18 protein-coding genes and 1 pseudogene are annotated in these 23,515 nt (G+C 64.2%); 10 read left to right on the top strand and 9 right to left on the bottom strand.

The genetic code is table 11. The features are described from left to right. The first annotated feature begins 40 nt into the window (after window positions 1-40). The 5 genes and pseudogenes from LJX93_RS17140 to LJX93_RS17120 all read left to right on the top strand — a co-directional run bounded on the left by LJX93_RS17140 (window position 41) and on the right by LJX93_RS17120 (window position 7,418). Window positions 41-4,564 carry an NEL-type E3 ubiquitin ligase domain-containing protein gene (locus LJX93_RS17140; RefSeq protein WP_227696236.1) on the top strand — a complete coding sequence of 1,508 codons (4,524 nt, stop codon included), beginning with the start codon at window positions 41-43 and terminating at the stop codon, window positions 4,562-4,564. A gap of 225 nt (window positions 4,565-4,789) precedes the next feature. Then, a complete protein-coding gene (locus LJX93_RS17135; RefSeq protein ID WP_033698985.1) occupies window positions 4,790-5,350 on the top strand; it encodes a DUF4174 domain-containing protein in 561 nt (186 codons plus the stop codon). A 165-nt stretch (window positions 5,351-5,515) separates the two neighbouring features. Further along, a pseudogene (locus LJX93_RS17130) lies at window positions 5,516-5,785 on the top strand (EF-hand domain-containing protein); the annotation flags it as partial. A gap of 105 nt (window positions 5,786-5,890) precedes the next feature. Further along, a complete protein-coding gene (locus tag LJX93_RS17125; protein WP_227696235.1) occupies window positions 5,891-6,727 on the top strand; it encodes a DUF692 domain-containing protein in 837 nt (278 codons plus the stop codon). After that, window positions 6,708-7,418, top strand: coding sequence for a DUF2063 domain-containing protein (locus LJX93_RS17120; RefSeq protein ID WP_095063626.1), 711 nt, complete (start codon window positions 6,708-6,710; stop codon window positions 7,416-7,418). Before LJX93_RS17125 ends, LJX93_RS17120 begins: the two co-directional genes overlap by 20 nt. A gap of 60 nt (window positions 7,419-7,478) precedes the next feature. Here LJX93_RS17120 and LJX93_RS17115 read toward each other — a convergent pair whose 3' ends face one another. The 3 genes from LJX93_RS17115 to LJX93_RS17105 form a co-directional block, all read right to left on the bottom strand. Beyond that, complete coding sequence (locus LJX93_RS17115) at window positions 7,479-7,973, bottom strand: DoxX family protein (RefSeq protein WP_033700153.1); 495 nt, start codon at window positions 7,971-7,973, stop codon at window positions 7,479-7,481. 148 nt (window positions 7,974-8,121) lie between these two features. Further along, complete coding sequence (locus tag LJX93_RS17110) at window positions 8,122-9,408, bottom strand: sensor histidine kinase (protein ID WP_095063625.1); 1,287 nt, start codon at window positions 9,406-9,408, stop codon at window positions 8,122-8,124. Then, a complete protein-coding gene (locus LJX93_RS17105) occupies window positions 9,405-10,145 on the bottom strand; it encodes a response regulator (protein ID WP_033698977.1) in 741 nt (246 codons plus the stop codon). Before LJX93_RS17105 ends, LJX93_RS17110 begins: the two co-directional genes overlap by 4 nt. A gap of 219 nt (window positions 10,146-10,364) precedes the next feature. Here LJX93_RS17105 and LJX93_RS17100 point away from each other — a divergent pair, with 219 nt between their 5' ends. Together LJX93_RS17100 and LJX93_RS17095 are read left to right on the top strand one after the other, a co-directional pair. After that, window positions 10,365-10,640: a DUF2790 domain-containing protein gene (locus LJX93_RS17100; RefSeq protein ID WP_033698976.1), complete on the top strand. Its 276-nt coding sequence runs from the start codon at window positions 10,365-10,367 to the stop codon at window positions 10,638-10,640. Next, window positions 10,630-11,166, top strand: a complete 537-nt coding sequence (locus tag LJX93_RS17095; protein ID WP_033698975.1) for a thioredoxin family protein — start codon at window positions 10,630-10,632, stop codon at window positions 11,164-11,166. The genes LJX93_RS17100 and LJX93_RS17095 overlap by 11 nt, the downstream gene beginning before the upstream one ends. 54 nt (window positions 11,167-11,220) lie before the next feature. Here LJX93_RS17095 and LJX93_RS17090 read toward each other — a convergent pair whose 3' ends face one another. Then, window positions 11,221-12,069, bottom strand: coding sequence for a shikimate dehydrogenase (locus LJX93_RS17090; RefSeq protein ID WP_227696234.1), 849 nt, complete (start codon window positions 12,067-12,069; stop codon window positions 11,221-11,223). Further along, window positions 12,066-12,515 carry a type II 3-dehydroquinate dehydratase gene (aroQ, locus tag LJX93_RS17085; protein ID WP_033698972.1) on the bottom strand — a complete coding sequence of 150 codons (450 nt, stop codon included), beginning with the start codon at window positions 12,513-12,515 and terminating at the stop codon, window positions 12,066-12,068. The genes LJX93_RS17090 and aroQ overlap by 4 nt, the downstream gene beginning before the upstream one ends. 224 nt (window positions 12,516-12,739) lie before the next feature. Here aroQ and LJX93_RS17080 point away from each other — a divergent pair, with 224 nt between their 5' ends. The 3 genes from LJX93_RS17080 to LJX93_RS17070 are packed head-to-tail and all read left to right on the top strand — an operon-like array spanning window position 12,740 to window position 18,368. After that, entirely contained in the window at window positions 12,740-13,975 is a 1,236-nt protein-coding gene (locus tag LJX93_RS17080; RefSeq protein WP_033698970.1) for a TolC family protein, read from the top strand. A gap of 30 nt (window positions 13,976-14,005) precedes the next feature. Beyond that, entirely contained in the window at window positions 14,006-15,205 is a 1,200-nt protein-coding gene (locus tag LJX93_RS17075) for an efflux RND transporter periplasmic adaptor subunit (RefSeq protein WP_033698969.1), read from the top strand. A 16-nt stretch (window positions 15,206-15,221) separates the two neighbouring features. Next, complete coding sequence (locus tag LJX93_RS17070) at window positions 15,222-18,368, top strand: CusA/CzcA family heavy metal efflux RND transporter (RefSeq protein WP_227696233.1); 3,147 nt, start codon at window positions 15,222-15,224, stop codon at window positions 18,366-18,368. Window positions 18,369-18,400: 32 nt separating this feature from the next. Here LJX93_RS17070 and LJX93_RS17065 read toward each other — a convergent pair whose 3' ends face one another. From LJX93_RS17065 to LJX93_RS17050, 4 genes are all read right to left on the bottom strand, one after another. Beyond that, window positions 18,401-19,738, bottom strand: coding sequence for an MFS transporter (locus LJX93_RS17065; RefSeq protein ID WP_227696232.1), 1,338 nt, complete (start codon window positions 19,736-19,738; stop codon window positions 18,401-18,403). 255 nt (window positions 19,739-19,993) lie between these two features. Continuing rightward, entirely contained in the window at window positions 19,994-20,761 is a 768-nt protein-coding gene (locus LJX93_RS17060) for a hypothetical protein (RefSeq protein ID WP_033698965.1), read from the bottom strand. Between the two features lie 117 nt (window positions 20,762-20,878). Then, the gene (locus LJX93_RS17055; protein ID WP_033698964.1) at window positions 20,879-23,029 is read right to left on the bottom strand and encodes a TonB-dependent receptor; all 2,151 of its coding nucleotides are present in this window, start codon (window positions 23,027-23,029) and stop codon (window positions 20,879-20,881) included. A 68-nt stretch (window positions 23,030-23,097) separates the two neighbouring features. Beyond that, window positions 23,098-23,505, bottom strand: a complete 408-nt coding sequence (locus LJX93_RS17050; RefSeq protein WP_033698962.1) for a DUF2946 family protein — start codon at window positions 23,503-23,505, stop codon at window positions 23,098-23,100. Window positions 23,506-23,515 lie beyond the last annotated feature (10 nt).

Here is a 23,515-nt window from a genome sequence, read left to right as displayed (position 1 = left end):
TGCCTAGGCTGGCCTCTTCACTGAACAGGAGGCTTTGAGCATGGGCACTACCGTGGGCAATGATGTTGAGTCAGGCTTGCCGCATCTGGACACGCTGCAGCGCGACAGCGAGGCGTTTCAGGATGACATCATCGGCCAGCGCTTGCCCCGCTGGCTGCGCCAGGCGCCGGTTGAGCAGCTGCCCGAGATCAGTCGCGCACTGGCCAAGAGCCTTGAGTGCCGTCAGCAAGTGGGCGCGCTGCTGGCGCGCATCGACGGGATCGATCATTTCGTCGAATCAGCGCTGCAGAACGCGCTCACCGAGCGCTATGGCGTCACGGGCAATCCACGCCGGCTGACGTTTCTCGAAGGGCGCCGTGAGCCGGTAATCAACGCTCAACCCGTTGGGGCCCACCTCACCGAGGTGGTATACGAAGAAAAACCATTGCTCGAGGTGGTACTGCGTAACTTCACTGCCGAACAGGCCAGCACGGGCGGCCAGCCTGTCGGCAACCGGCTGCTGGTACCGCGTGCAGGCACCCACAACCTCCCCACCGCCATCGCCTTTGCCGCATTGTGCCGCGAGCTGGACCTGGGCGAGGGCTATCAGCGTCATCTGGATGCCATCCTCAAGCCCGACGAGAACCCAAAACGCATCGAGTCGCTGCTGGTCGATGCAATCCGCTATGCCATGTTGGTGGACGGGTACAAGGCCAGGCAAGAAGAGGTGCTCGATGCCAGCGACCTGAAACTGTTGGTGAGCATGTGCCTTGAGGGCAAGCTGTTGCGCCTGGCAGGTGACCTGGTGGTGGCCAGGCAACTGAGGCTGCTCGGGTGCGCCATTGAGCAGGTCGTGGTGCTCGAAGTGATCGATCAAGGGCCCCTGTTCAACACTACTCGGCGGTTGTTGATGCATGTGCCGGGTGACCCGGTGGCGGCCTGGAGTGCATTCGACAGCCTCGATGACCTTAACCGCGCGCTGGGCCATCGCCTGCGCCTCAAGACGTATCAACGGTTCTTCAGCCGTTTCGTGCTCAGGCGCGACAGCCAGGCATTTTTCGCCAGGGTAGTGCCGGCTTTTGACGACCTTCCAGACTGGGCCAGTTTTGACCTTAAACCGTATTTGCAGGCGTATCCGTCACCGCTGTTCAACAGCCTGGCGCAGGCGCGCATCCGCCAGATCAAGGAGGACGCAGCGATGATCGCGGTGCCGGTGGCTCGGCTTGATCGCGAGCTTCAGCGTGCCCATGACGAACGGCTGGCCGCAGAAGGGTGGGCGCTGCTCAACCTGGCGTCGTTCTTTGTACCGGGCTTGGGGCTGGTCATGCTCGCGGTGACCGTATGGGAGTTGCTGGGCGAGGTCTACCACGCTATCGAGGCCCTGCATGACGGTGACACCCAACAGGCACTTGATCACCTGACCCACGTCGCCACCGACCTTGCAATTGTCGCGGCCACGGCGGCGGGCGTCTCGCTGACCAAGCGGCTGTGGGCACGTTCGGCGGTGGTCGATGCGATGGTGCCTGCGCGGCTTGAAGACGGTAGCACCAAGCTCTGGCAGCAGGACCTGGCAGCGTATCGCAGCATCGCGCCGAGCAGTGCGGCGGCCCAGGACGCCTTGGGTATTCGGCGCTACGGTGGCCAGGCCTGGGTCGAAATGGACGGGCATCACTACCCTGTGGTCGAGCCGGCTGGCGATGGCCAATGGCAACTTCGCCCACGCGGTGGCAACGGGCCTGCGCTACGCCACAACGGCGCTGGCGCCTGGCGGGTATGGACCGAGCAGCCCGCGCAATGGGACGACACCTACCGCATGTTCCGCCGTCTTGGCGCACCGCTGGACAGCATGAGTGACGAGCAGATCGACCAGGTGCTGGGCTTTCATGAACTCAACGCCGATCACCTGCGGGCGCTGCATATTTACGGGCGTGCGCCGGAGCCTGGGATGCTCGACAGCGCCGAGCGCTCCAGGCTTGACTGGCGGATCCGCCAGGTGGTCAGCCATTTGCGCGCGGGTGAGCAGGTTGAGGATTTCGCCGTGCTCCAGCATGCCCGGCGCCTGCAAGGTGCCTCCGGTGCGTCAGACCAGGCGTTGGCCGAACTGGCATGGGCCCAGCGCAGGCACTTGCTGGGGCAGTTGTATGAGGCCGTGCAGCCCCGCGACACGCCCGGTTCTGTCTTGCTGCGCAAGGTGTTTCCGGGGCTGCATTCGCGTGCCGCACGAGCGCTGCTGGCGGCAGCCAACGGGGATGATCGGCGGCGGTTGATGCAAAGCGGTCGCGTGCCATTGAACCTGGCCGAAGCGGCCAGGCGCAGTGTCTCGGACATCCGCAGGGTTCGAGTGCTTGAAGCGTTGACCCTGGATACCCCACAGAACGCCGACCTGGCACGAGTGGTACTGGGGTTGCTCAAGTACCTGCCTGGCGCTGGCCAAGGTGTACGCTGGCGTCTTTTCGAAGGCCAGCGCGGTGGGCCACTGCTGTCATCGGTTGAGGAGGGCACCCACGGTTTCGATCTCTTGCACCAGCGTGGCGCCTTCCAATTGCTCGATTCGCAAGGCGTACCGCACGGTCAGGCCGGCGAGTTGTTCGAGGTGATGACTGCTGCCTATGCACCGCATCAGCGCGCGGCCATGCAGGTGAACGAGCCTTTCGCCCATAACCTGAGGGTCACGCTGGCGCGTGAGGCCATGCGACGGCACGCTGAAGTCGAAGGCCTGCTGGGTGTACCGCGCCTGGGCTTTTTCCGGCCACCGCAGCGATTGGCTGATGGCCGTTTGGGCTACCCCTTGGGCGGCAGCAACTCGGGTGGCCCTGGACGGCCCGAGCGGGCGCTGGGGGCGACGGTGCGTGACCTGTTTCCGTCGTTCAGTGATGAGCAGGTGGCGGCATGGACCGACAATGTGCGGCGCTCGGGTCGACAGCTGGATGCGGTACTGGCCGCGCTGCGCACAGAGTACAGGGCGCTGCGCAACAGCCTGGACGCATGGGTTAGGGAGGCCGTAGGTGAAACCAGGGAGGACCGGGCCTGCTTGCGCGACACGCTGATCGATTGTTGGCAGCGCACCACCGACGCCGGGCAAGCCCACCTCAACACCGACCACAACTATCGCATGGTCTTGTACAACATGAACCCTGAAGGGCTGCCGGAAATACCGGCCCAGGTCAGCTTCGCTCATGTTTCCGATCTGTCCCTGCTGCGCTTGGAACTTCGAGACGTTCCAGCGAGTTTCCTGCTCGCCTTCTCGCGCCTGAGCATGCTGGACCTGGGCGGGAACCTCCTGACTCAATTGCCGCAGCCCTTGTTGCAGCTACCGTACTTGCGTCAGCTTACCCTGACCAACAACCGAATCGTGTTGAGCACCAGCCAGGCGGCTACCTTGGCAAGCGCCACAAACTTGGAGTACATCGACCTGTCCCACAACCCATTGGGGCGCACCTTTACCCTGAGTGGGTTGACTACGCTGCGCTGGTTGAACTTGCGCAACACTGGCCTGACGCATTTTCCCCATGGTATGGCCAGCCGTTCAAACCTGGTTCTCATGGATATGCGTGAAAACCGCATTACCCAGATCCCCCACTGGTTCTATCAGCTGCCGCCCGGGGTTCGGCGGCGCACCCGGTTGGCCGGCAATCCGCTGGAAGGCGACGAGCTGGTGCGTCTGCAGGCTTCGTTCATGGCACCTCTCGTGCCGCTGGACGAGGCCTTGCTGCGAGAACAGTTTGTCCGTAGCCGGGAGGTTTGGGGGGATGCTGTCGGTCCGCAGCACCGTGGCCTGCTGATCGCTGCATGGGAGGCGGTGGATGTAGGCGAGCCTGCAGAGCGTTTCTTTCGCGTGCTGCAGCAGTTGCTGCAGTCTGCGGATTTTCACATCAATCCCCAGGCACTCGCGCAGCGGGTACTGGCTGTGCTGCAGGCGATGTCCAAGGAGCCAGCTCTGCGTCAGGCATTGTTGGACATCGCCAACGACGAGTGGGGTTGTCAGGATGGCGCTACCTGGTGCCTCAGCAACCTTGAGTTGAATGTGCTGGTGTGGCAAGCCCGTGCGGATGCGCAAGGTAATACGGAGCATGCCTTGCTGGCGTTGGGTCGGCGTTTGTGGCGTCTGGATGAAGTCGACCGCCTTGCCGTGCGCGACATTCTTGATCGCGGTGGCAACCCGGATGAAAGCGAGGTGGGGCTCGCCTATCGCCTTGGATTGCGTGATCGTCTGGGCTTGCCCATTCAAGTGGGAGACATGAGTTTTCGGCCACTGGCAGGGGTGACTGAGGCGCACCTTGCACGGGTCGAAGCGCACGTGCTTGAGGCCGAGACGCAAGAGCAGGTCGCCCGTTCGCTGGTGGACCGAACCTTCTGGCAGGCGCACCTGGAACGCACTCACCCGGAACGTTTCGCGCAAGTCGACAGGCCGTTCCGGCGCCGGCTCGACAGCGTACTCGATGATGAGGCGCTGACCGACGGGACCAGACAGGCACAGTCCGATGCCATACTTGGCGAACAGCGCGCAGCACGGCGGGGGCTGATGCTCGACATGACGCTGGCGGCACTCGAAGCCGGGCCCACGGATGCGGGTATCGATGTGTAATGGCCCCGACTGGCAGGGCACAGCCGTGTCTGCAGCGGCTTTGGACTATGCTCAGTGACAGGGCGGCGTGTTCGGTAAAGGCCGTCATCCTGTTCTGACGCATGGCTGGAAATTGCCCGTTACTTTTCCCTGACACACCGGGTGTTTGAAGTGGTTTAGGCTCCAGGTCGGATTTTTCTCCGTGATCTGCAGTCATTGGTTTATCGAGATATTAAGGAGATGTGTATGCTCGTTCGGTCACTGACCCTCGCCACCTTGCTCGCCGTCACCAGCCCACTGTTCGCCGCAGACAGCGACGCGCCTTTGGCCAAGGAGTTGGGCAAGGCACGGCCTTTGGTGATCATCGCCCCCAGTACAGCCGACCCGACACTGCGCGGGTTGAATAAAGCACTGGAAGACCCTGCCATTCAGGCGGCCTTCAAGGAGCGCAGCCTGGTGCTGTACAGCGTGGCCAAAATGGTGGGCAAGCGCGAGGACAAGAACCTCGAGCAGCAGACCACCATGGCCCTGATCCGCGAGCTCAAGCTCGGCGCGAGCGCGGGTACCAAGGTGATCCTGGTGGGCAAGGACGGTGAACGGCACATGCTCAAGGATGACGCGACCGGCGAGCCGATCGACCCGCAGGCCATCCTCAAGGCGGTCGATGAACTGCCGGCGAGCGAGAAGGCCGTGACGGCGCCGGAGCCTGTCGCGGCAGCGCCTGAAGCCAAGGGCAAGGACAGCAAACCGGCCAAACCGGTCAAGCCGGCCAAGCCAGCTGCACCGCCCAAACCGCTGGAGGACTGATCGCCTTCGCCCGCTCCCTGGCCGCAGGGGCGGGCGCTCTGTATCGCACTGTATCCTGCACGGCTGCAGACCCATTTCTGTACAAAATTCGGACATCGGCGATACATCCCCGACACACCCACGCGGCCTAATGGCTCCACACCCCAACCACAGTGGAGCAACACCATGACTCATGCACGGAACACCCTCGGCCTGCTCGGCGCCGCACTGCTCGGCAGCATGGCCTTTGGCAGCAGCGCGTTCGCTGTCGAGCCCCTGTCCCAGGGTTATCAACTGGCTTCGGCTAAGGTTGCCGGCGAGGGCAAATGTGGCGAAGGCAAGTGCGGGGGCAGCAACAAGGCCAGCCAAGGTGAAGGCAAATGCGGTGGCGACAAGAAGGCCAGCGAGGGCGAAGGTAAATGCGGTGAAGGTAAATGTGGCGCCGCTGGCAAGGCGGGTGATGCCAAGGTGACCGGTAAGTCCTGACTTCAATCTTTGAAATGCCACAACGCCCCGCCTGCTGGTCAGGTGGGGCGTTGTGCATGTTGCGGAGACTTATCGATGACTACCTCTCGCTTGTTTACAGGCCTTGGCCTGCGCCGTGGCCTGATGCCCGAGTTGTTGACCCTTGAAGAGGGCGCAGTGGACTTTCTCGAATGTGCGCCGGAAAACTGGATCGCTGTCGGCGGTGCCTATGGCCGAGGCTTGGCGCAACTGACCGAACGCTTTGCCCTGGCCTGCCATGGCCTGTCCCTGTCCCTTGGCGGCAGCCTGCCGCTTGATCGAAGCTTTCTGGACCAGACCCGTGACTTCCTCGATCGCTACCAGGTACGCCTGTACAGCGAACACTTGAGTTACTGCAGCGATGACGGCCACCTTTATGACCTGCTGCCGATGCCTTTCACCGAAGAGGCGGTACATCACGTTGCCGCCAGGATCCGACAGGCCCAGGACCACCTGCAGCGGCGCATCGCCGTGGAAAACATCAGCTACTACGCAGCGCCTTACCAGGCGATGAGCGAGTTGGATTTCATCCGTGCGGTGCTCGACGAGGCTGATTGCGACCTGCTGCTGGACGTCAACAACGTGTTCGTCAACGCGTGCAACCATGCTTACGATGCGCAGGCGTTCCTTCAGGGGTTGCCACAGGCGAGGGTCATCGGCATGCATGTGGCGGGTCACTACGATGAGGCCCCCGACTTCAAGGTCGATACCCACGGAGCACCGGTAAAAGAAGATGTGTGGTCGTTGTTCGCGATGGCCTGCAAGTGTTTCGGTGCCAAGCCGACGGTGCTTGAGCGTGACTTCAATTACCCGCCATTGGTCGAACTGCTCGACGAGCTCGCCCGCATGCGTGCTGTGCAGCAGGAGGTGGCGCATGCGCGAAGTGTTGCGTGAACAGCAGTACACACTGGCGCGGCATTTGCGCGATCCGGCCCGGCATGCCCCACCGCCTGGCATCGAAGCGCGCCGCTTGAAGGTTTACCGTGAACTGTTCTATGACACCATCGAGGGTCTGTTGGCCGGCAGCTTCCCGGTGATGCGGCAAACCCTGGGCGAGCCGCACTGGCATGCCCGGGTGCGTGATTTTTATGCCAACTACCGCAGCCAGACACCTTTGTTCACCGAAATCGCCGAGACGTTCATCGACTACCTCCAGGGTGTCGAGCTCGATGCTCCGTGGCAGCTGGAGCTCGCCCACTACGAGTGGGTCGAAGCCCAGCTGTACCTGAGCGATGCCCAGGACCCGGCGCATGATCCGCAGGGGGACCTGCTGCAGGGCGAGCCGCTGCTGTCGTGCATGGCCAGGGTGTTGGCTTACCGTTGGCCTGTCGAGCGTATCGGCCCTGGCTATCAGCCGCAGGCGGCGCCTGAGGCGCCCACGTTGCTGCTGGTCTACCGAGATGTCGGGTTGCAGGTGCGCTTCGCCCGTCTGGCGCCCATGGCCTATCGCTTGCTGGCCGAGGTGGGGGGCACGGGGCGGGAGCGCCTGCAAGCACTGGCAGCGGACCAGGGGCAGGGCTTGGCACTGCTGGAAAGCTTGCGCGCGCAAGGGGTTGTTATCGGTACGGTTGTCGGGGCAGGCTGAGGCAGGCAGGGGATAGGGTTGGGGTTACCAACCTATCCTGAATAATCATTTCATTGCTATTCAGCCTCTGGCCGCGAGCCGTGCCCGGAGCCAATGGTCAAGGCTCAGACGGCCGGCGCCCTGGAGCAGTAGTGGCAGCAATGCCACCAAGTAGATCACTGGCAACTTGAAGTTGCCAAAGCCCTGGTCGGTGATCGCATACCCCTGTGCCAGCTCCCCAAGGCCCGACCACTGTGCCGGCCAGTGCACCGCCGCGATGGCCACCACAGTAACGACCATGAGCCCGGCCGAGGCCAGCCGCGTACCCAGGCCAAGCAGCAGAAGCACAGGCAGCACCAATTCGGCCCACATCGAGAGTTGCCAGTTCAGTTCTGCCGGCAGTGCGCTGAAGGGAAACGGCAAGTTCGACTGCAGGTGACCGAACCAGTTGTAGCCGGTGAATTTCTCCCAGCCAGACTCGAAGAACTCCCAGGCCAGAAACAGCCGCAGGGGCAGGTCGGCGCTCCAGCTGCCGATACGGTCGATACGGGTGAACGCGTGGGTGATTGCCGTCATGCTTAGCGGTTTCATCGCTGTAACTCCTGGTGTGCCATTGTGTGGCCAGGAGTGTGTAGCGGTGGCGTATCGGCAGTGTGTCGGTGGATGCGTCAGTGTGTATCGGACTGTAGCTATCGGTTGTGTAAGCCACGAGTAGGGCCCGAACTCACCGCAGCTCGATTTCTGCACACAGTCCGCCGCCTTGGCGATTGCTCAGGGTCAAGCGCCCGCCCATGGCCTGGGTCAATTGCTGAGCAATCGCCAACCCCAGCCCTGTGCCCCCGGTACTGCGGTTGCGCGAGCTTTCTACCCGGTAAAAGGGCTTGAGCACCTCATTGAGCTCATCGTCCGGGATACCGGGGCCGTCATCGAGTACCCGAATTCGGGTGCAGCCCTGTTCACGGCTGATCTCCAGTTGTGCTTTGCCAGCGAACTTGAGGGCATTGTCCACCAGGTTGACCAGCACCCTGCGCAGTGCATGCGGGCGGGTTTCCAACAGGCCATCGGCGTTGCCGTGGCGTTCGACCTGGGCGCCGCTGTCCTGGTAATCGAACACCAGGCTGTCGAGGAACGCGCCGAGGTTGATCCGGCACGGGGCCTCGGTGTTGATGTCCATGCTGCGGGCATACGCCACACCTTCGCGTACCAGGTGCTCCATGGCACTCAGGTCATGCCACAGCTTGTCTTTCTCGACCCCATCGTCCATCACTTCGACGCGCAGCTTCATGCGGGTGATGGGGGTTTGCAGGTCGTGGGAAATCGCTGCCAGCAGCTGCATGCGCTCCTTGAGGTAGGCCGCGATGCGCGCTTGCAAGGCATTGAAGGCGACGGCGGCGTACTTCACTTCGCGTGGGCCGCTTTCGTCCAGTTGTACACCGGGCTTGTCCGGGTCGAGGTTGTCCACCGCCTGCGACAGGCGGGTGAGCGGGCCGATGGCCAGGCGCACTGCCAGCCAGGTGCACAGCAACAGCAAGGCCAGCTGGATCAGCAGCACCACAGGCAGCCAGCGGGCCACCGGTACGCTTGCCGGGGTGACGTCGAGGGTCAGGGGTGCGCCGTCGGCCAGGGTCAAGTGCACCTGAAAGTGCGCATTCGGGCCAGGGATCTCCTGGAACGTAAGGCGATAGTCGTCGCCGATGGCCTTGACGATCGACTCGGCGGCCATGGGCGGGTCGCTGGTCGGCATCGCCTGGCCTTGCAGGCCCTGGTCAAGGTGGTAGCGGTAGGTGCGCCGTTCCAGGCGTGGCAGCCAGGCAGCGCGTTCGGCTGCGGGCAGGCGGTCGAGGATGGCCACCGACGTGGCGACGTCCTGCTCCAGGTTGCTGAGCATCATCGAACGGCTGCTGATGTAGCGTTCATAGGCTTGCAGGCCGAACGAAAGCCCATAGGCCAGCACCAGGCCCGTGAAGAAGATCAGCGCCAGGCGCGAGGCCAGGGTACGTGGCCATTTCATGAGGGCGACTCGAGCAGTTGCACCGGCAGTGAGAACACATAGCCTTCGCTGCGCACGGTCTTGATGCAGGCAGGTTCGCGGGCGTCGTCCCCCAGGCGCTGGCGCAGGCGGCTGACCAGCAGGTCGATGGAGCGGTCGAAGATGTCCGCCTCGCGGCCCTGGGTCAGGTTGAGCAGTTGTTCGCGGCTGAGTACCCGCTGCGGGTGGTCGAGGAATACCCGCAACAGCCGATACTCGGCGCCGCTCAGGGCCACCAGGGTATCTTCGCTGTCGAGCAGGTGGCGTGCGGTGGTGTCCAGGCGCCACGGGCCGAAGGCAAGCAGGCGGCTGCTTTCACTGATGGTCAGGTTGGGCGGCAGCATGCGCGTGCGGCGCAGCACGGCATTGATGCGGGCCAGCAGTTCGCGTGCGGAGAACGGTTTGGTCAGGTAGTCGTCGGCGCCCATCTCCAGGCCGATGATGCGGTCGGTTTCATCGTTGCGCGCAGTCAGCATCAGCACCGGCGTGTTGCGGTGCTTGCTGGCGCGCAGTTCACGGCACAGCAACAAGCCATCGTCGCCGGGCATCATGATGTCGAGGACGATCAGGTCGACGCTGTTGGCTTCGAGAAAGGCGCGCATCTGCCGGCCATCGGCGACGATGCTGGTGCGCAGGCCGTTCTTCTTCAGGTAGTTGCCGACCAGTTCGCGGATCTCGCGGTCGTCGTCGACGATCAGGATGTGATCGACGTGTTCCATGCGCAGCGTACCTGTGTGGAAGGGTGTGGGCGCAGTGTACCGAGCGTTATCGGGCTTGCCTGCGGGGCTTTGTATTGCAGTGTATCTGCTGCGGGTACAGATACAGGAGGAAGCAGATCACAGGCTCAGGTGACACATACGGGATACCTGGCGGACGTGTAATGGCTCTCGACCGGGGAGCAATCCTCCCCACCCCCAGCGTTCCACAGGAGAGTTGCCATGAACCTCAAATCCATTGCCAGCGCCAGCCTGCTTGCCGTGCTCAGCTTCGGCGCCTTGACCGCCCAGGCCGCCATGGCGCCGATGAACGATGCCAGTGTCATGCAGTACCGTTACGGTGATCACCTGGATGTGAAGAAAGTCTTGTCGGTGCAGGATGATCAAAGCAACACCTGCGGCCTGGTCAACACCCGCATGGACTATCTCGACTCCAAAGGGCAGCAGCAGAGCGTGGAATACCGCTCCTACGCCACCGGCGGCTGCCATGAGAATTGATCGGCGCCTGGCGCTGAAGGTGGGCGGCCTGGCGCTGGCGCTGACAAGCCTGGGCCTGGCCGGTTACCTGAATGCAGGCGACAGTTACGGCGCCATGCCTTCGCTGGTGGGCGCCAGCCAGTGGCTGAACTCCCCGCCACTGGATGCGCCGGCACTCAAAGGCAAGGTGGTGCTGGTGGACTTCTGGACCTGGGACTGCATCAACTGCCAGCGCAGCCTGCCGCATGTGAATGACTGGGCACGGCGCTACGCCGACCAGGGCCTGGTCGTGGTGGGCGTGCATACGCCTGAATACGATTACGAGCATGATGTTGCAACCTTGCGCGACAAGGTGGCCATGCTGGGGATCGCTTACCCCGTGGCAGTGGACAACGACCATCAGGTGTGGAATGCATGGGGCAACCAGTTCTGGCCGGCGCATTATTTTGTCGACCGCAAAGGGCAGGTACGCCATGTGCATTTTGGCGAGGGGGACTATGGCGCGCAGGAACAGGTGATACAGGCATTGCTGGATGAAAAGGCTTGATCGGCCTGTGCCGGCACTTTCGCGGGGCAAACCCGCGAAAGTGCCGATGCCGGTTCAGCTAAAACTGGCAAAGTGGGCCTGCATCCGCCCCGCATCGGCCTCGCGCCCGCTGAACAGTTCGAACGCCTTGACCGCCTGGAACACCGCCATGTTGCTGCCGTCCAGCGTACGGCAGCCCAGCGCTCGCGCTGCCCGCAACAGTTCGGTTTCCAGCGGGAAGTAGATGATCTCCGCCACCCATAAACGTGCGTGCAGCAGCGCCACCGGCAACGGCGTCCCCGGCAGCTTGGCCATGCCCACTGGCGTGGTATTGACCAACCCGTCTGCCTCGGCCACTGCCGTGCTCAAGTCTGTACCGACCACTGCTCGGCCTGCGCCGAAGTGCGCGTTGAGGTTGTCGACCAGTGCTTGCGCCCGCGCAGTGTCCACCTCGAACAGCACCAGCTGTTCCACGCCGCCACCCAACAGGGCATGGGCCACCGCTGAACCGGCGCCACCAGCTCCCATCTGCACCACCTGCCGGCGTGCCACATCTGGCAAGCCGCGGCGCATGCCTTCGGCAAAACCCAGGCAGTCGGTATTGTGGCCAACCCGCTTGCCGTCCTTGAGCACCACGGTGTTCACCGCGCCGATCCCGCGCGCTTCATCCGACAGGTCGTCGAGCAGCGGCAGAATCGCCTGCTTGAACGGGTAGGTGATGTTGAGCCCGGTGAACCCGGTGTGCTGTGCGGCATCGAGCAGGCCGGGCAGGGCGCTGTCGTCCAACTGCAACTGATCGGCATCGATCAGGCGATAGAGGTAGCGCAGCGCCTGAGCGTCGCCTTCGTGCTCGTGCAGCGCCGGGGTGCGTGACAGCTGGATGCCACGGCCGATCAGGCCGGCGAGGATGGCTTGTTTGCTCATGCTGCCTGCTCCCGCAGCATGTCTGCGAAATGGCTCAGGGCCAGGCGGTAGCCATGGCTGCCTAGGCCGCAGATCACGCCAACGGCAATCGACGAGACGAACGACAGGTGGCGGAAGGGTTCGCGTTTGTGCACGTTCGACAGGTGCACCTCGATGACCGGCAGTTCACTGGCAACCAGGGCGTCGCGGATGGCCACCGAGGTGTGGGTCCAGGCGCCGGGGTTGATCAGGATACCGGCGCAGCGGCCACGGGCCGCGTGGATCCAGTCGATCAGTTCGCCCTCGTGGTTGGTCTGGCGAAATTCGATATCCAGGCCCAGGTTGTGGGCGCTGTCGGCGCAGCCCTGGGCGAGGTCGGCGAGGGTTTCGCGACCATACTGGGTAGGCTCGCGGGTGCCCAGCATGTTCAGGTTAGGGCCGTTCAGCACAAGAATAAGGGGCTTCATGACAGGCATCGCTTTGTTGTTTTTGGTTGCGCTTATATTTGTACCACCTGGTTAGTTTCGTCAATTGCATGGAGCCGCTGCGGCCGGATAGTGGGCGATAACCGGACGTTTTGCGCCATGGCCGGCATTCTTCGGATGACAGAATTGTAATGTTGCCGCCACCACCCCGATAAGCACGCCACCCTACAGTCCCTCGCCAACGCTCGCCGACGAGGACCTGTTTCGTGCCCCGCACCCATGCCATCCCCCGCAAGATCGCCTTGCTCAGCCTGCTATTGGCGGCCATCGGCAGTGCCCAGGCCAGTGCCGGCCTGAGCCTGCCTGAAGCGCTGGCCGCCGCTTTTGCGCAAAACCCGGAACTCGCCGCCGCCGGCCGTGAAGTGGGTGTCGCCGAGGGCGAGCGGCGCCAGGCGGGTTTGCTGCCCAACCCGGAGCTGTCCTGGGAGGCCGAGGACACTCGCCGCGATACCCGCACTACCACCATCACCCTGAGCCAGCCATTTGAACTGGGTGGCAAGCGCGGGGCGCGCGTCGCCGTGGCCACCACCGGGCAGGCCATCGCCCAGCTTGAGCTGGAGCGACAGCGCAATGGCTTGCGCGCCGATGTGGTACAGGCCTTTCACACGGCGCTGCGTGCGCAAACGGCGCTGGAACTCGCGCAGCAGTCGCAGGCGCTGACCGAGCGTGGGCTGCGTGTGGTGCAAGGGCGTGTTACGGCCGGCCAGGCTTCGCCGGTGGAGGCTACGCGCGCCCAGGTTCAACTGGCCCAGGCACAGTCTGAGGTAGGCCGCGCCGCTTCGCAGCGCAGCGTGGCCTACCAGGCCTTGGCGCGGCTGACAGGTAGCCCGCTGGCGACCTTCGACCACCTGCAGGCCGCCAAGCTGTCGCCGGGTGCCGCGCCCACGGCCGAGGCCCTGCTCGACAAGGTCGAGCAAACCGCCGAGTGGCGCCTGGCAGCGGCGCAGGTCGAACGCGGCGAAGCGTCGCTGGGTTCGGAAAAAGCCCAACGCATCCCCGACCTCACCGTCAGCCTTGGCAGCCAGTACAGCCGCGAGGACAGGGAGCGGGTCAATGTGGTCGGGCTGTCCATGCCCCTGCCGTTGTTCGACCGCAACCAGGGCAACGTGCTGGTGGCCGCGCGCCGGGCCGACCAGGCACGTGACCTGCGCAATGCTGTCGAGCTGCGCTTGCGCAGTGAAACCCGCAGCGCCCTCAGCCAGTGGGCCACGGCCATGCAGGAGGTGCAGGCCTACGACCGCACCATCCTGCCCTCGGCGCAGCAGGCAGTGGACACCGCCACCCGCGGCTTCGAGATGGGCAAGTTCGCCTTCCTCGATGTGCTCGATGCCCAGCGCACGTTGATCGAGGCGCGCGGGCTGTATCTGGCTGCATTGGCCGCGGCGACCGATGCGCGGGCCCAGCTCGAGCGGGTCTATGGCGACCTCGAAGGCAGTTTGTGATTCGCAAAAAATCCTACAGCAGGAGCAACAATGGATAACCCACGCAAGATTGCCATGCTGGTTGTCGCCTTGGCCGTGCTTGGCCTCGGTGGCCTGGCCTGGACCGGCAACCTCGGCCAGGCCAGCAGCGGCGAAGCCCAACACGACGGGCATGGCGAAGACAGCCACGGCCACGCTGATGAACAGGCCGGCGAAGACCACGAAGACGAGGCGGGCCAACTGCACCTGTCCGACGCCCAGATCGAGGCGGCAGGCGTGCAGTTGGCGGCGGCCGGCCCCCGTGAGCTGGGCACCGCCATCAACTTCCCGGGTGAAATTCGCTTCGATGAAGACCGCACCGCCCACGTCGTACCCCGTGTACCTGGCGTGGTGGAGTCGGTGCAGGCTGACCTTGGCCAGGCGGTGAAGCGCGGCCAGGTGCTGGCGGTGATCGCCAGCCAACAGATTTCCGACCTGCGCAGTGAACAACAGGCCGCGCAGCGCCGCCTGGAGCTGGCGCGCCTGACCTTCCAGCGCGAACAACAGCTGTGGCAGGAACGCATCAGTGCCGAACAAGATTACCTGCAGGCTCGACAGGCGTTGCAAGAGGCCGAGATCGCCTTGGCAAACGCCCGGCAGAAGGTCGCGGCAGTCGGCCCGGCCGGCGCCGGCAACCGCTATGAGCTGCGTGCCCCCTTCGATGCGGTGGTGGTGGAAAAGCACCTGACCGTGGGCGAGGTGGTCGACGAGACCAGCAATGCGTTCACCTTGTCCGACCTCGGCCGTGTCTGGGCGACGTTCGCCGTGGCCCCGCGCGATTTGAACAGAGTGGTCACCGGCCGCAGCGTCACGGTCAGTGCACCGGACCTGGGGGCCGAGGTCGAGGGCAAGGTCAACTATGTCGGCAGCCTGCTCGGTGAGCAGAACCGCGCCGCCACCGTGCGTGCCACCCTGGCCAACCCCAATGGCGCCTGGCGCCCTGGGCTGTTCGTGAACATCGCGGTCAGCGTCGAGCGCGCCGGCGCCGCCGTGGTGGTGCCGGAAAGCGCTCTGCAGACCTGGGAAGCGCAAACCGTGGTGTTTGTCCGCACCGAGCAAGGCTTCGAAGCGCGCCCGGTGCAGACCGGCCGGCGCGACGCAGGCCAGGTGGAAGTCACCGCCGGGCTGGCGGCAGGCACCCAGGTTGCCACCGCCGGCAGCTTCGTCCTCAAGTCGGAGCTTGGCAAAGGTTCTGCCGAGCACAGCCATTGAAACCGGGAACGCACCCATGTTCGAACGTCTGATCCAATTCGCCATCGAGCAGCGCCTGGTGGTGATGCTTGCCGTGCTGTTGATGGCCGCAGTGGGTATTCACAGCTACCAGCAACTGCCGATCGATGCAGTCCCGGACATCACCAACGTCCAGGTGCAGATCAATACCGCCGCGCCCGGCTACTCGCCGCTTGAGACCGAGCAGCGCATCACCTTCGCCATCGAGACGGCCATGGCCGGCCTGCCTGGCCTGAAGCAGACCCGTTCGTTGTCACGTTCGGGTTTGTCCCAGGTCACGGTGATCTTCGCTGATGGCACCGACCTGTTCTTCGCCCGGCAACTGGTCAATGAGCGCCTGCAAGTGGCGCGGGAGCAGTTGCCCGAGGGCATCGAGGCGGGCATGGGGCCGATTTCCACCGGACTGGGGGAGATCTTCCTGTGGACCGTCGAGGCCGAGGAGGGCGCGCTCAAGGACGACGGTACGCCCTACACCCAGACCGATCTGCGGGTCATCCAGGACTGGATCATCAAGCCGCAGTTGCGCAACGTGCCCGGGGTGGCCGAGGTCAACAGCATCGGTGGCCATGCCAAGCAGTACCTGATCGCGCCCGAGCTCAAGCGCCTGGCCGCCTACAAACTCACCCTCAATGACCTGATCGCGGCGCTGGAGCGCAACAATGCCAACGTCGGTGCTGGGTATATCGAGCGCAATGGCGAGCAGTTGCTGATTCGCGCACCGGGCCAGGTGGACTCCGCCGAAGACATCGCCAACATCGTTATTTCCAGCGTCGATGGCACCCCCATACGCGTCAGCCATGTCGCCCAGGTTGGCCTCGGCCAAGAGCTACGCGCCGGGGCGGCGACCGAAAATGGCCGGGAGGTGGTATTGGGCACGGTGTTCATGCTGATCGGCGAGAACAGCCGCACGGTCTCCCAGGCGGTTGCGGCCAAATTGGTCGAGATCAACCGCAACCTGCCCAAGGGGGTGGTTGCGGTCACCGTGTATGACCGTACCAACCTGGTCGAAAAAGCCATCGCCACGGTAAGGAAAAACCTCATCGAAGGCGCGATCCTGGTCATCGCCGTGTTGTTTCTGTTCCTGGGCAACATCCGCGCCGCGCTGATTACCGCCATGGTCATCCCGTTGTCGATGCTGTTCACCTTCACCGGCATGTTCAGCAACAAGGTCAGCGCCAACCTCATGAGCCTTGGCGCGCTGGACTTCGGCATCATCGTCGATGGCGCGGTAGTGATCGTCGAAAACGCCATTCGCCGCCTGGCCCACGCGCAGCAACGCCATGGCCGCATGCTGACCCGTGCCGAGCGCTTCCACGAGGTGTTCGCCGCCGCCCGTGAAGCACGCCGCCCGCTGATCTACGGGCAGTTGATCATCATGGTGGTGTACCTGCCGATCTTTGCCCTGACCGGGGTCGAAGGCAAGATGTTCCACCCTATGGCCTTCACCGTGGTCATTGCCCTGCTGGGCGCGATGATCCTTTCGGTGACCTTCGTGCCCGCAGCAATTGCGCTGTTCGTGACCGGCAAGGTCAAGGAAGAAGAAGGCCTGGTGATGCGCACCGCGCGCCAGCGCTATGCACCGGTGCTGGGCTGGGTACTGGGCCGCCGCAAGCTGGCGTTCAGTGCGGCGGCGGTGCTGGTGCTGTTGTCCGGGGTGATGGCCAGCCGCATGGGCAGCGAGTTCATCCCCAGCCTCAGCGAGGGCGACTTCGCCCTGCAAGCCCTGCGTGTGCCAGGCACCAGCCTGACGCAGTCGGTGGACATGCAGCAGCGCCTGGAACGGGCGATCATTGCCCAGGTCCCGGAGGTGGAGCGCGTGTTTGCCCGTACCGGTACCGCCGAAATCGCCTCCGACCCGATGCCGCCGAACATCTCCGATGCCTACGTCATGTTGCGCCCGCATGCGCAATGGGCTGACCCGGGTAAATCGCGTGAAGCATTGATTGCCGAGGTGCAGCGCGCCGCCGCCAGTGTGCCGGGCAGCAACTACGAGTTGTCGCAACCGATCCAGTTGCGCTTCAACGAACTGATTTCGGGCGTGCGCAGTGATGTGGCGGTGAAGATCTTCGGCGATGACATGGACGTGCTTAACCGTACCGCCGCAGAGGTCGCCAGCAGCCTGCAGAACGTACCAGGTGCTTCTGAGGTGAAGGTCGAGCAGACCACGGGCTTGCCGGTACTGACCATTGACATTGACCGCGACAAGGCTGCCCGGTATGGCCTGAACGTGGGCGACGTGCAGGACGCCATCGCCATTGCCGTGGGCGGGCGCACGGCCGGCACGTTGTATGAGGGCGACCGGCGTTTCGACATGGTGGTGCGGCTGTCCGAGGCCTTGCGCACCGATGTCGACGGGCTTTCCGGCCTGTTGATTCCGGTACCGGCCAGCAGCGCAGCCGGTGCTGCCCAGATCGGCTTCATCCCGCTGTCGCAGGTGGCCTCACTGAACCTGCAGCTGGGGCCGAACCAGGTCAGCCGTGAGGATGGCAAGCGCGTGGTGGTGGTCAGTGCCAACGTGCGCGGGCGCGACCTTGGATCGTTTGTGCGCCAGGCCGAACAGGCCCTGATCGAGCAGGTACAGATCCCGCCCGGTTACTGGACGCGCTGGGGTGGCCAGTTCGAGCAGTTGCAGTCGGCGGCCGAGCGTTTGCAGGTGGTGGTGCCGGTGGCCTTGCTGCTGGTGCTGGCGCTGCTGCTGATGATGTTCAACAACCTCAAGGATGGCTTGCTGGTGTTCACCGGTATCCCGTTTGCCTTGACCGGGGGGGTACTGGCGTTGTGGCTGCGGGATATCCCGATGTCCATTTCGGCCGGGGTGGGATTTATCGCCCTGTCGGGGGTGGCGGTGCTCAATGGCCTGGTGATGATCGCCTTTATCCGCAGCCTGCGCGAGGAAGGGCGTTCTTTGCGCACGGCGGTCGAAGAGGGCGCGCTGACGCGCTTGCGGCCGGTGCTGATGACCGCGCTGGTGGCATCGCTGGGGTTCATTCCGATGGCGTTGGCGACCGGGACCGGAGCAGAAGTGCAGCGGCCGCTGGCGACCGTGGTGATTGGCGGGATCCTGTCGTCGACGGCGTTGACGTTACTGGTGCTGCCGGCGTTGTACCAGTGGGCGTATCGGCGCGATGAGGAGCAAGAAGGCTGAGAATGCCGGGGCCGCAAGGCGGCCCCATAAGCTCAAACGTTACTACGCGCTGTAATCTGCACGCCGTCGACGCCTGCCTCATCATGCAGAGAAATCCGCGACGTCTCCGGCAGCGCCAACCCGCCCACCAGCGCCACCAGTGCAATCACCACCAGGTAGAATGCCGGTGCCAGGCTGCTGCCGGTCTGCCCGATCAACCAGGTAGCGACCAATGGCGCAGTGCCGCCAAACAGCGTATACGCGACGTTGTAGGTGATCGCCGAGGCGGTGTAGCGGGTTCGCGTCGGGAAGCTTTCCGACAGTAATGCCGCGGTCACCACGCCACTGCACAGCGCACCCACTGCCAGCAGAATCACCCCCAGAAGCGCCCCGAACAGCGAACCGGAACTGGCCAGCCAATACGCAGGGAACACGCAGATCATCACCCACAGGCAGGTAAAGCCAATGGTCTTGCGCCGCCCCACCCGGTCGGAAAACGCCCCAGCCAGCGGGCAGCCGACGGCGGCGAACAGCAAGGCCACGGTGGTTACCAGCAGCGACTGGGCGCGGGTCAGGTTGCCGACCAGCTGCAGGTAGGTGGCAAAGTAGGTGGTGAACATATAGAACGACAGCGCTGTCAGCGAGATGAACGCCCCCAGGTTGCGGATGGCCCGGCCATGGTTGCGCAGGGTCTCCTTGAGCGGTGAATGCTCATGTTCTTTGCCCTGTGCCACGGCTTCGCGGAACGCCGGGGTTTCCTCCATGCGCCAGCGCAGGTACAGGCCCACCAACCCCAGCGGGGCGGCGATCAGGAAGGGCACGCGCCAGCCCCAGCTGCTCATGGCCTCGGCCGTCAGGCTTGCTTCCAGGCCATAGGCGATCACCGCCGCGCAGGCAAAGGCGGAAAAGGTCGAGACCGGCACGAAGCTGCCGTAGAACGCGCGCTTGTCGTTGGGCGCATGTTCCATCAGGTAGGCACAGGCACCGGGGTACTCGCCGCCTGCCGAGAAGCCTTGCAGGCAACGGGCCAGGGTTAGCAGGACGGGGGCCGCGAGGCCAATGCTGGCATAGGTCGGCAGCAAACCGATCAAGGTGGTGGAGCCGGCCATCAACAAGATGGTCAGCGACAGAATGCGCTTGCGCCCAAGGCGGTCGCCCAGCGCGCCGAACACGATCCCGCCCAGCGGGCGCAGGGCAAACGCCACGGCAAACACGGCGAAGGTCTTGAGCAAGGCCACGCTGGCATCTTCACTGGCGAAGAACTGGCTGGCGATAAGGGTTGCGAGAAAGCCATAGACGGCGAAGTCGAACCACTCGACGAAGTTGCCGATGGCCGAGGCGGCGATTACCCGGCGCAGGGTGGCGGGGGATACCTCATGAGGTGCGGACATGCGGATACTCTCCGGTTTCCATTGGCAGCCTGAATGAACGTGACACGGTCGGGCCGCGTCATCATTGTTGTGCTGTCCAGTAGAGCGGCGAGCGCCTGCGGGTGCTTCGTCGAGGGCGACATCGGGATACCTGTTTCAACCGTTCTGTAGGAGCGGCCTTGCGTCGCGAAAGGGTCGCGCAGCGGCCCCGGCGATTTTTGCTGCGCCACACAACCTGGGGCCGCTGCGCGACCCTTTCGCGACGCAAGGCCGCTCCTACAAACCAACCATCCACGGGGCATAGTCGACTTCGCTGTAGCCTTCGGCCTTGCCCTGCTCGTTGCTGCTGAAGCCTGGCATCTTGCTCAGGTCGAGCTTCATGCAACGGCTGTTGAGTTGCGCCTGCAGGTTGCCGTCCAGGCGGAAGGCGTCCTCGCGCAGCGGGTTGGGGGAAAGCTGCACCAGGCAGCCGTCGACCTTGCCTTGTGCGTTGGCCTGGTAGAACACCGAGGCCTTGCCGATGCTGGTGACCGGCAGATCGCGCAGCAGTTGTTGCCAGAAGTACTCGCGTTGGGCAATGGCCCGGTAGCGGGCGGTGCCGGGGGCCTGAACCGCGCGAGGCAGCTGGACGATGATCGGCGCCCGCACTTCGACGGTTTCATCGTCGTTGTACAACGCCGCCGGTACGACGGGGTAGATGGTCTTCCAGCACAGGGCTTCGACCAGGCTCGCCAGCGCCTGATGGTCGGTGGGCGTTACATCGGCAGGCAGCAGCGCGCCATACTTGAACGGGGCTTTTTCGGCCTTGCAGGCGACCGGCGCGCTTTGCCGGTCGAAGGTGACCTGTAGCGTTACGGCGCCCATCTGCTCGCCGGTTGGGGCGAGGGCGATGCTCCGCTGCAAGGCTTGCTGCATGTTGACGGTGAACGTTTTCAGGGCTTGCGGATCGACGTCTGCCGGTCGGTCGGCGGAAGGGGACGATTGGCACCCAATCAAGGTAATCAGGGCCGCGCCGAGAAGCGCGGGGGGCAGTGTCTTGTACACGTGAACGTCCTTGCTGAAGCGGTAGCCGGGTGTCTTCGTGAGCCGGCTGATCATGAAGGTGGAAGCTTATCACTGGCGGCCCTGTCGCGAGGTAACCCCCGCGCCAGAGCCGGTTGGTCAGAAGCGCATATCCAGCGCCAGCTCGAAGGTGCGCGGGGCACCCATGTAGTACTGGCTGCTGTAGGCCTGCTTGGCATACACCTCGTCGGTCAGGTTGCGCACCCGCCCGGTGACCGTGGTGTACTCATCCAGCCGGTAGCGCGCGAAAGCGCCGAACAGCGTGTAGGCCGGTGCCTTGAGGGTGTTGGCGTTGTCGGCATAGACCGAGCCCACGTAGCGCCCATCGACCCCTGCCGACCACGCCTGGGTGAAGCTGTAGGTCAGCCACAGGTTGCCGACGTTGGCCGGGACATTGACCGGGGCATTGCCCTTGCGCGATACCGATACCCCGTTGACTGCTTCGTTGAACGCATCGTACTGCGCATCGACGTAGGCGTAGTTGGCCTCGGCTAGCAGCTTGGGGGTCACCTGCAACCGCCCGGACAGCTCGACACCGCGCGAGGTCTGCTGGCCGGCCTGCACCGTCAGGTTGGCATCGTTGGAGTCGCGCACGGCAAAGTCCTTGCGCACGATCTGGTACAGCGCCAGGGTGGCGGCGGCGCGGCCGTCGAGGAAGTCGAACTTGCTGCCGACTTCCCATTGCTCGCCTTTGGACAGGTCGAACAAGCCCACGTTGGAATAGGTCGCCGCCGCCAGCGAACCGGCCGGCAAATCCGCAGAGCTGCTGTACTGGGCGTATACGCTGGCGGTGGGGGTCAGCGCGTAGGTCAGGCCGATGCGCCCGGAAAGCGGCTCCCAGCGGCGCTCGAAGAACGCCGGCGAAGTCGGCGAGACCGCGCCATAGTTGGTCACTTGCATGTCCAGGTAGTCGTAGCGCAGGGCAGTTAGCAAGGCCAGGCGATCGGTCAGTTGCAGGCGGTTTTCGGCGAACACCGCGCGGTTGGTGACTTCGTGGCGGCGCTGTTTGGTCAGCCCGGCATTTACCCCTGGGATATCGTCGAAACTGCCGGGGTCGAAATGGTCGGCGTCGACGACGTCGCTCCAACTGCTCGACGTCGGGTAGAGGGTCTGGCGCATGCGCGAGTACTCCAGCCCCAGCGACCACTGGCTGGCGAAGCCGAACAGCGTGTTGTCATGGCGCAACTCGATGCGATCGCCCAGCAGGTTCTGGTCGTGGCTTTGCAGGTAGGGGCTGCTGCGCTGCACCTTGCCATCAGGGGTGTAGCTGTAGCGTTCGACGTTGCGGTAGTCGCGCTGGGCATTGTAGTGGTACAGCGTATTTTGCACGCTGGTGCTGTCGCTGAGCTGGTAGTCGAGGATCGAGCGCAGCCAGCGTACCCGCTGTTCGTAGCGACCGTCAGCGACGTTGTAGTTTTCAAAGCGGCGGCTTTTGTCGATTTTCATCGTGCTGCGCCCGGGCAGGATCGGCGAGCCCCAGTAGGGGCTGTCCTCGCGGTCTTCCTGATACTCCAGCGCCAGGGTGTGGGTCAGGTTGGGCGCCAGGTCGCTCAGCAGCGAGAATGCCAGGCTGTCGCTGTGTCGCTGGTTGCGGTCGATGTAGCCATTGCCCTGGCCCCGGCTGAAATCCAGGCGCATGAAGTGGCGGGCATCGGCGGGGTTGCTGGCCAGTGCCTGATTGATGCCGAAGGCCACCTCCGAGTCATCGTAACTGCCATAGCGTACGCGCCCGTCGAGGGTCTGCTGGTCACGGCTGGCAAGCTTGGTGATGTAGTTGATCGAGCCGCCCACGGCACCTGCGCCGTGCAGGAAGGATGACGGCCCGCCAATCAGCTCGACCCGGTCGAGCACCCAGGCATCCACGGGCCGGGTGGCACTGCTGTAGCCCAGGTTGATGCCGTTGTAGAGCTGGGTAACCTGGTTCTGGGTGAAACCCCGGTAGGCGACGAAGCCGCCGTAACCTGGGTTGGCCGAGGCGTTGACGCCAGTCATGGCGTTGATCACGTCCTGGCTGTCCTTGGCGTCGCGCGCCTCGATCAGGCGGCGGTCCGAGACGCTGACCGACGCGGGGGTTTCCCGCGCGGTGAGGCCCAGGCGCGAGCCAGTGCGGATCGGCTCGTCCAGTCGTACGCCGGAGGGGGTGTCGCGTTCGCCATCGATGGTGGTGGCGTTGAGTTCGAGCGGGGCGGTTTCGGCCCAGGCGAATGTGCAAGTGCCCATGAGGAGCACCAGGGAGGTATTGCGGATCATGTTGTCGTGTCTTCCACGCAAAGGTCATGGCTGACCACCCGCGCGCACTGAGGCGCGCCGGGTCGAGGTCAGGCGAACTGAAGGGCGGCGTGAAGCACAGCGGGGGAGGCGCGGGGGTTGAGGGCGGGGCGTAGGTAGCGTGGCGGCGGTTGTGCCCAGCTGCGCACGACGATGGGCGCGTTGGCCCCGGCCTGGGTGGGCATGAACGCCCAGCTGGAATGGGCAAGCGGCACCGCCAGGCCGAACGAGGAGCATACCGGGCAGTCGAGCTGGGCCATGTGCTGGTCACCACCGGCGTGATCCAGGTCGATGGCCGGGCCATGCTCACTGCTGATCGAGCAGAAACCACCTTCCAGGCCAGCCAGGCGCAGGCCGCCCATCTGGCCGTGGTGCAGGCCGCACAGCAACAGGCTGAACAGGACGCTGGCATAGAGCGTCCATGCGGTCAGCGTGCGGGTCTGCCGGGTGGTTTTCATGGCGGCGAAT

The sequence above is a fragment of the Pseudomonas sp. HN2-3 genome (assembly GCF_020691745.1).
GTDB classification, from domain to species: Bacteria; Pseudomonadota; Gammaproteobacteria; order Pseudomonadales; family Pseudomonadaceae; genus Aquipseudomonas; species Aquipseudomonas capeferrum.
Note: the sequence above shows the minus strand (reverse complement) of the source record. Positions and strands in the feature narration are given on the sequence as shown.

Excerpts from the sequence above, each read along its gene's own strand:
- LJX93_RS17140 (WP_227696236.1), top strand. The coding sequence starts at position 41 with ATGGGCACTACCGTGGGCAATGATGTTGAGTCAGGCTTGCCGCATCTG.
- LJX93_RS17135 (WP_033698985.1), top strand. The coding sequence starts at position 4,790 with ATGCTCGTTCGGTCACTGACCCTCGCCACCTTGCTCGCCGTCACCAGC.
- LJX93_RS17125 (WP_227696235.1), top strand. The coding sequence starts at position 5,891 with ATGACTACCTCTCGCTTGTTTACAGGCCTTGGCCTGCGCCGTGGCCTG.
- LJX93_RS17120 (WP_095063626.1), top strand. The coding sequence starts at position 6,708 with ATGCGCGAAGTGTTGCGTGAACAGCAGTACACACTGGCGCGGCATTTG.
- LJX93_RS17115 (WP_033700153.1), bottom strand. The coding sequence starts at position 7,973 with ATGACGGCAATCACCCACGCGTTCACCCGTATCGACCGTATCGGCAGC.
- LJX93_RS17110 (WP_095063625.1), bottom strand. The coding sequence starts at position 9,408 with ATGAAATGGCCACGTACCCTGGCCTCGCGCCTGGCGCTGATCTTCTTC.
- LJX93_RS17105 (WP_033698977.1), bottom strand. The coding sequence starts at position 10,145 with ATGGAACACGTCGATCACATCCTGATCGTCGACGACGACCGCGAGATC.
- LJX93_RS17100 (WP_033698976.1), top strand. The coding sequence starts at position 10,365 with ATGAACCTCAAATCCATTGCCAGCGCCAGCCTGCTTGCCGTGCTCAGC.
- LJX93_RS17095 (WP_033698975.1), top strand. The coding sequence starts at position 10,630 with ATGAGAATTGATCGGCGCCTGGCGCTGAAGGTGGGCGGCCTGGCGCTG.
- LJX93_RS17090 (WP_227696234.1), bottom strand. The coding sequence starts at position 12,069 with ATGAGCAAACAAGCCATCCTCGCCGGCCTGATCGGCCGTGGCATCCAG.
- aroQ (WP_033698972.1), bottom strand. The coding sequence starts at position 12,515 with ATGAAGCCCCTTATTCTTGTGCTGAACGGCCCTAACCTGAACATGCTG.
- LJX93_RS17075 (WP_033698969.1), top strand. The coding sequence starts at position 14,006 with ATGGATAACCCACGCAAGATTGCCATGCTGGTTGTCGCCTTGGCCGTG.
- LJX93_RS17070 (WP_227696233.1), top strand. The coding sequence starts at position 15,222 with ATGTTCGAACGTCTGATCCAATTCGCCATCGAGCAGCGCCTGGTGGTG.
- LJX93_RS17065 (WP_227696232.1), bottom strand. The coding sequence starts at position 19,738 with ATGTCCGCACCTCATGAGGTATCCCCCGCCACCCTGCGCCGGGTAATC.
- LJX93_RS17055 (WP_033698964.1), bottom strand. The coding sequence starts at position 23,029 with ATGATCCGCAATACCTCCCTGGTGCTCCTCATGGGCACTTGCACATTC.
- LJX93_RS17050 (WP_033698962.1), bottom strand. The coding sequence starts at position 23,505 with ATGAAAACCACCCGGCAGACCCGCACGCTGACCGCATGGACGCTCTAT.